The organism is Nocardioides sp. P5_C9_2, from assembly GCF_054049555.1.
Window position 1 is genome coordinate 1 of record NZ_JBFUMD010000182.1, and the last position, 6,978, is coordinate 6,978.

Here is a 6,978-nt window from a genome sequence, read left to right on the forward strand (position 1 = left end):
GTTGTAGAGGTACTGCATCGTCCGCTTGTCGACGTTGGCCGTCTCGACCTTGGTGCCGGCGTTGAAGGTCTTGTCGACCGTCTTGTTGGACTCGACGTTCTTGAGCTTGGTCCGCACGAACGCCGGGCCCTTGCCGGGCTTCACGTGCTGGAACTCGATGACGGTCCAGAGCTGGCCCTCGATGTTGAGGACCATGCCGTTCTTGAGGTCGTTGGTGGTTGCCATGGTGTGGTCCGGCCTGCCTTCGCCATCGGGTTGTCTGTTGTCAAACGCGGGTACGGCGCGCGTCGGCGCCGACCCGGAAGTCTATCGAGGCCCCCGCGAATCCACGAACCGACCACCGCGCCCGGGCCGGTCAGGACCGTGCGGCCACGAGCTCCAGTGCCTGCCGGTAGCCGTCGATCCCCTGCCCGGCGATCGTGGCGACCGCGTGCGGCTCGACGACCGAGTGGTGCCGGAACTCCTCGGGTCGCTGCCTCGGGTCGGAGATGTGCACCTCGACCAGCGGCGCCGTCAGCTGGGCGCAGGCGTCCCAGAGCGCGAGCGAGTAGTGCGTCCAGGCGCCGGCGTTGAGGACCACGGGGTGCCCGTCGTCGGCGGCGGCGTTGAGCCAGTCGAGCAGCTCGCCCTCGTGGTTGGTCTGGCGTACCTCGACGGCGAGCCCGAGCTCCCGGCCCCACGCCACGCACTGCTCCGCGAGCTCGGCGTGGGTGGCGCGGCCGTAGATCTCGGGCTGCCRGCGGCCGAGGCGGCCGAGGTTGGGGCCGTTGAGCACCAGCACGGTGCGTGGTGCCGTCACCGGTCGCCGCCGATGGCGGTCCACGCCGCGCGCAGGTGCTCCTCCGACGGCCCGGCGAGGATCCGCGGCCGGGCGAGCTCGTCGAGGACCACGAAGCGCAGCTGGTCGCCGCGGGACTTCTTGTCGACCTTCATCGCCGCGTGCAGCTCGTCGAAGGACGCGCCGGCATAGCCCGTGGGCAGCCCGACTCGGCCGAAGACGGCGCGGTGCCGCTCGACCAGTGCCGGGTCGAGGGACCCCGCCCGGGCGGCCAGCTCGGCGACGTAGACGCTCCCGATGGAGACGGCCTCGCCATGCCGGACCGCGTACCCGCTGGCCCGCTCGATGGCGTGCGCGAGCGTGTGCCCGTAGTTGAGGACCTCGCGACCCGGGTGGCCCTCGTCGCCCCCGGTCTCCCGCAGGTCGTCGACGACCACCGCGATCTTGACCCGGATGGCGCGCTCGACCAGCTCGCGCAGCACCGCCGAGTCGGCGGTCAGCGCGTCGGGGTCGGTGGACTCGACGAGGTCGAGGATCGCGGGATCGGCGATGAAGCCGCACTTGACGACCTCGCCCAGGCCGGAGACGAGCTCGTCGCGCGGCAGCGACCGGAGGAGGTCGAGGTCGCACAGCACGCCGGCCGGCTCGTGGAAGGAGCCGACGAGGTTCTTGCCCGCGCCGGTGTTGATGCCGGTCTTGCCGCCGACGGCCGCGTCCACCATCCCCAGCACCGTGGTGGGCACGTGGACCACGCGGACGCCGCGCAGCCAGGTCGCGGCCACGAAGCCGCCCAGGTCGGTGGTCGCACCGCCGCCGAAGGTCACCACGGCGTCCGAGCGGGTGAAGCCCGCCTCCCCCAGCGCCTCCCAGCAGTCGGAGGCCACCGGGGCCGTCTTGGCGGCCTCCCCCTCGGGCAGGCCCAGGGCGAGCACGTCGTAGTCGTCGACGAGCGCGTCGACGACGGGCTGCACGAGCTCGCCCAGCTGACCGGCGTACAGCACCGCGACCCGCTGGACGGACTGGCCGAGGATCCCGGGGAGCCGGTCGGCGAGGCCGTGGCCCACGACCACGTCGTACGGCGACGCGCCGCCGACGTGCAGGACGGTGTCGCCGCTCGTGGTCACGACAGGGCCTCCGTGATCTCGGCCGCGACCTCGGCGGGGGTGCGGTCGTCGGTGTCGACGACCAGGGTGGCCACCGACTCGTAGACGGGGGTGCGCTCGTCGAGCAGCGTCTTGATGCGCGAGCGGACGTTGCCGAGCAGCAGCGGACGAGCGACGCCGAGCCCGACGCGCTTGACCGCCTCGCTGAGCCCGACCTGCAGGAAGACGACCCGGTGGCCACTGAGCAGCGATCGGGTCGCCGGGTCGAGCACGGCCCCGCCGCCCAGTGCCAGGACTCCCTGGTGGGTCGCGAGCGCCTCGGCGACCGCGACCGCCTCGAGGGCACGGAAGTGCTCCTCCCCGGACTCCACGAAGATGTCGGCGACCGTGCGCCCCTGGGACGACTCGATGTCGGCGTCGGTGTCGCGGACCGGGAGGCCCCACGCGTCGGCGAGCAGCGCCGCCACGGTCGACTTCCCCGCCCCCATCGGGCCGACGAGCACGACCCGGGGGCCGGAGGCGGGCCCGCTCGCGGGCTCGTCCACGGACTCGTTCACGGCGTGACTCATCGGAACCTCAGGGTGTCCAGGTAGCTCTCGGCGTTGCGGCGGGTCTCGCGCACGGAGTCGCCGCCGAACTTCTCCAGCACGGCGTCGGCCAGCACCAGGGCGACCATCGCCTCGGCCACGATCCCGGCGGCCGGCACCGCGCAGACGTCGGAGCGCTGGTGGTGGGCCACGGCCTCCTCGCCGGTCGCGACGTCGACGGTGCGCAGGGCCCGGGGCACCGTGGCGATCGGCTTCATCGCGGCCCGCACACGCAGCACCTCGCCGGTCGTCATCCCACCCTCGGTGCCACCGGAGCGCCCGGAGGTGCGTCGCAGCCCCTGGGGGGTGGAGACGATCTCGTCGTGGGCCTGCGAGCCGGGGGTGGCGGCCAGGTCGAAGCCGTCCCCGACCTCGACCCCCTTGATGGCCTGGATCCCCATGAGGGCACCGGCCAGGCGAGCGTCGATCCGCCGGTCCCAGTGGACGTGGGAGCCGAGGCCCGGCGGCAGGCCGTGGACGACGACCTCGACGACCCCGCCGAGGGTGTCCCCGTCCTTGTGCGCCTGGTCGATGCGGGCGACCATCGCGGCGCTCGCCCCGGGGTCGAGGCAGCGGACCGGGTCGGCGTCGAGCCTGCCCACGTCGTCGGCGTCGGGGACCGATCCCGCCGGTGCGGAGACGCCGCCGAGCTCGACGACGTGGCTGACGACCTCGGCACCGACGGACTGGTAGAGGAAGTGGGTGGCGACGCGGCCCAGGGCCACGCGGGCCGCGGTCTCCCGGGCCGAGGCGCGCTCGAGGATGGGACGGGCCTCGTCGAAGTCGTACTTCTGCATGCCGACCAGGTCGGCGTGGCCGGGGCGGGGCCGGGTGAGTGCCGCGTTGCGGGCCAGGGCGTCGAGCTCGACCGGGTCCACCGGGTCGGCGGACATGACCTTGTCCCACTTGGGCCACTCGGTGTTGGCGACCTGCAGGGCGATCGGGCCACCCTGGGTCTCCCCGTGCCGGACTCCCCCGACGACGGTCACCTCGTCGGCCTCGAACTTCATCCGTGCGCCGCGTCCGTATCCGAGGCGTCGGCGCGCCAGGGCATCGGCGATGTCGTCGGTGGTGACACGGACGTGGGCGGGCATCCCCTCGAGGATGGCGACCAGGGAGGGGCCGTGGGACTCGCCCGCGGTGAGCCAACGCAGCATGCCCGCAGTCTTTCACGCGCTCCGTCGGCGCCGACGCCCGTCCTCGGGCGGCGAGATCAGCCCCAGAGGACGCCGGCCAGCGCCGGTCCCCAGACCAGGCCGACGAGCGCGCCACCGGCCATGAAGGGCCCGAACGGGAAGGCCTGGCGCAGCAGCGCCCGGTCGCGGCGTACGACGGCGAGCATCAGGCCGGGGACCGCGAACGCCACGAAGCCGGTCCAGACCCCGATCGCCACCGTCCCCCACCCGACCCAGCCGAGCACCAGCCCGACCAGCGCCGCCAGGCGTACGTCGCCGAATCCCATGCCGGCCGAGCGGACGAACCACAGCACCCAGAAGAAGGAGCGGACCACCACCATGGCCACCAGCGCCCGCACCATCGCGTCGCGCTCCCCCGTCGCCAGCCCGACGACCACCACGGCAGCGGCGGCGGCCAGGGTGGCGGGCAGCACGACGAGGCGCGGCAGCAGCCGGGTGTGCCAGTCGATGTACGACAGGGCCACGGCGACGGGCACGAGCGGCACCAGCCAGACCAGCGGCCAGTCCCACCCCGTCGCCGCACCGACCAGCGCCCCGGAGACCAGCGACACCGTCGCCCCCAGCACGGCCAGGCGCGGGCGCGCCGCGAGGTCGGCGTACAGGGGCTTGACGTCCTCCGGCGGGTCCTCAGGCGGGTCCGTCGGTTCGGGCGCCGGATCGGGGGGCGCCGGCTCGGGCACCGCCGCCACCAGGCGGGGCACGAGCAGCCCGAGCGCTCCGCACACCACCGCCGCCACGACCGCGGCCAGGAACGCGTCGCTCACGAGGCGGGCTCCCCGGCGGACCGCTCGGCGAGCGCCCGCTCCCCCGCCGCACGCATCGCGGCCACGGGAGCACCCCGGCCGGTGAAGAGCTCGAACTGGACGGCCGCCTGGTGGATCAGCAGGTCCAGCCCGCTCACCAGCACCCGGTCGCCGGCGGAGGCGGCCAGCGGCGTCGGCCACGGGTGGTAGAGCACGTCGAAGACGACGTCCGCGCCGCGGCACCGGGACACCAGCCGGGCGTGCTGGGCGTCGGCCGGGATGGTGGAGGCCACCAGGTCGACGTCGAGCGGGCTCGGGTCGTCGAGCAGGCCGACGACCACCTCGGGACGCCCGGGATGGCCCGCGAGCGCCTCGCGCGTCTCGTCCGCCCGCGCGGGCTCGCGCACCAGCAGGCTCAGCGAGCGGACGCCCAGGTCTGCCAGGGCCAGTCCCACCGAGGTCGCCGTGGCCCCCCCGCCGAGGATCGCGGCGGAGGCAAGGTGGGCACCGGTGCGCTCGCGGATCGCGGCGATGGCGCCCGGGACGTCGGTGTTGTCGCCGAGGAGGCGACCGTCCTCGACGACGACCGTGTTGGCGACCCCGGCGAGCCGCGCCCGCTCGGTCAGCTCGTCGACCAGCACGACCGCCTCACGCTTGAGCGGCATGGTCAGCGACAGCCCGCGCCACTGGGGTCCGAGCCCGGCCAGGAAGTCGCCGAGCCCTCCGGCGGCGACCCGATGGGCGTCGTACTCCCAGTCCAGGCCGAGCTCGGCGTAGCCCGCCCGGTGCAGCGTCGGCGACAGCGAGTGGTCGATCGGGTCGCCCAGCACGCCGCAACGCCGCGCCCCTCCCCCAGGACTCCCCATCAGCAGGCGTCGGAGGTGGTGCAGTACTCCGTGTACTCGTCCTTGTAGGTGAGGAACTCGTCGTAGGTCTCGGCGAACTTGGTCTCGCCGGTCGCCAGGTCGACCGTCACGTAGTAGTACCAGTCACCCGGCTCCGGGTTGGCCGCCGCCGCGATGGCGTCGTCGCCCGGCGCCTCGATCGGCGTCGGCGGCAGGCCCGCACGGGTGTAGGTGTTGTACGGCGTGTCCTGCTGGAGCTGGTCGGTGGTCAGCGCCACCCCGAGCTCCTGGTCGAGGCCGTAGTTGACGCTGGCGTCGATCTGCAGGAGGCCGTTGGTGCCGCCCTTGTCCCCGGGACCGTCGAGCCGGTTGAAGATGACCCGCGAGATCTTGGGCATGTCGTCGCCGCGGCCCTCGGCCTCCACCAGCGAGGCGATGGTCATCAGCTCGGCCGGGGTCTTGCCCAGCTCGGCGGCGGCATCCTCCAGCCCGGCGTCGTCGGCGGCCTGGCGCCACCGGGTGACCATGGCCGTCAGGACGTCGCGGGGCTTGTCCTTGGGACCGATCTCGTACGTCGCGGGGAACAGGTAGCCCTCCGGGTTGCCGCCGGCGTAGTCGGGCAGACCGATGTCCTGGGTGAGCGCCTTGCGCCACTTGGCGGCACCGAACTCGGTCTGCTCGCCGAGCAGCGCGACGACGTCCTCCACCCGCATCCCCTCGGGCACGGTGACCGTGCTCTTGACCTGGTTGCCGGGGTCGAGGAGGACCTCCAGCGCGTCGTCGGCGGCCATCTCCTTCTTGAGCTGGTAGAAGCCCACCTGGATGCCCGCGGAGTCGGGGTCGGCCGCGGCCGCGTCGAGGAACGCCTGCACGGAGGCGACGACGTTCTTGGCCTTGAGGTTGCGCCCCATCTCCGCGGTGGTGTCACCCTCCTCGACCTCGAAGGTCACTGACCCGTTGCCGGGGCCGGGGTAGTCCTCGGCGGAGGAGAACTGGTCGGAGACCCAGTCGACGCCCCGAGTGACTCCGACGTAGAAGCCGCCGACGAGCACCGCGAGCGCGACGATCACCGCGAGGCACCCGGAGATCCCGCGCTTCTTGCGGCGACGACCTCCCGCGGAGGAGGCCACCTCGCCCGTGTCCTCCGGACCGGTGTCGTCCGCGCCCGTGTCATCGGCGTCGATGACGTCGTCGGAGTACTGCTGCTCGTCATTCATCGCTGACCTCGACGATCTCTCCGGGCGCGTTGCCGCTGGCCCGTTCGGTGTCCAACGCGTGCTGGAGGATCAGGACGGCGGCCGCCTGGTCCACCACGGCACGCCGTGCTGCGCCCTTGCGACCACGGTCGCGGAGCATGGACTCCGCGGACACCGTGGTCAGGCGCTCATCACACAGTCTCACGGGCACGGGATCAATCTGCCGCGCCAGTCGGCCGGCGAAGTCCCGGACCTTGACCGCCGCCGGGCCCTCGCCGCCGGAGAGCGACCGGGGCAGTCCCACGACCACCTCGACGGCCTCCGCCTCGGCGATGATCCGGCGCAGCCGGGCGAGGTCGCCGCGCCCGCGACGGACCGTCTCCACGGGCGTGGCGAGGAAGCCGGAGGGGTCGCTGCGCGCGACCCCGATCCGGGCGTCCCCCGGATCGATGCCGACCCTCACACCGGTACGCACGTCCGCCGTCCCGCCGCTCAACCCCGGCCGGCCATCCGGGCGACCTCGCCCGGGA

8 protein-coding genes and 1 pseudogene are annotated in these 6,978 nt (G+C 73.5%); all 9 read right to left on the reverse strand.

Translation table 11 applies throughout. The annotated features are described in order from the left end of the window. Nucleotides 1–225: pseudogene (locus ACXJKL_RS10770) on the reverse strand (elongation factor P); the annotation flags it as partial. Between the two features lie 130 nt (nt 226–355). After that, nucleotides 356–799 (reverse strand): type II 3-dehydroquinate dehydratase, encoded by a 444-nt coding sequence (locus ACXJKL_RS10775; protein WP_457207048.1) that lies wholly within the window; start codon nt 797–799, stop codon nt 356–358. Beyond that, complete coding sequence (gene aroB, locus ACXJKL_RS10780) at nt 796–1,902, reverse strand: 3-dehydroquinate synthase (RefSeq protein ID WP_457207049.1); 1,107 nt, start codon at nt 1,900–1,902, stop codon at nt 796–798. The genes ACXJKL_RS10775 and aroB overlap by 4 nt, the downstream gene beginning before the upstream one ends. Then, nucleotides 1,899–2,438, reverse strand: a complete 540-nt coding sequence (locus tag ACXJKL_RS10785) for a shikimate kinase (RefSeq protein WP_457207050.1) — start codon at nt 2,436–2,438, stop codon at nt 1,899–1,901. Before ACXJKL_RS10785 ends, aroB begins: the two co-directional genes overlap by 4 nt. 8 nt (nt 2,439–2,446) lie before the next feature. Beyond that, the gene (aroC, locus tag ACXJKL_RS10790) at nt 2,447–3,625 is read right to left on the reverse strand and encodes a chorismate synthase (protein WP_457207051.1); all 1,179 of its coding nucleotides are present in this window, start codon (nt 3,623–3,625) and stop codon (nt 2,447–2,449) included. 56 nt (nt 3,626–3,681) lie between these two features. Next, on the reverse strand, nt 3,682–4,428 hold the full coding sequence (locus ACXJKL_RS10795; RefSeq protein WP_457207052.1) for a prepilin peptidase: 747 nt from the start codon (nt 4,426–4,428) through the stop codon (nt 3,682–3,684). Further along, nucleotides 4,425–5,273, reverse strand: a complete 849-nt coding sequence (locus ACXJKL_RS10800) for a shikimate dehydrogenase (protein WP_457207053.1) — start codon at nt 5,271–5,273, stop codon at nt 4,425–4,427. Before ACXJKL_RS10800 ends, ACXJKL_RS10795 begins: the two co-directional genes overlap by 4 nt. Beyond that, the gene (gene mltG / locus ACXJKL_RS10805) at nt 5,273–6,469 is read right to left on the reverse strand and encodes an endolytic transglycosylase MltG (RefSeq protein ID WP_457207054.1); all 1,197 of its coding nucleotides are present in this window, start codon (nt 6,467–6,469) and stop codon (nt 5,273–5,275) included. Before mltG ends, ACXJKL_RS10800 begins: the two co-directional genes overlap by 1 nt. Beyond that, entirely contained in the window at nt 6,462–6,923 is a 462-nt protein-coding gene (ruvX, locus tag ACXJKL_RS10810; protein WP_457207055.1) for a Holliday junction resolvase RuvX, read from the reverse strand. Before ruvX ends, mltG begins: the two co-directional genes overlap by 8 nt. Nucleotides 6,924–6,978: the final 55 nt, after the last annotated feature.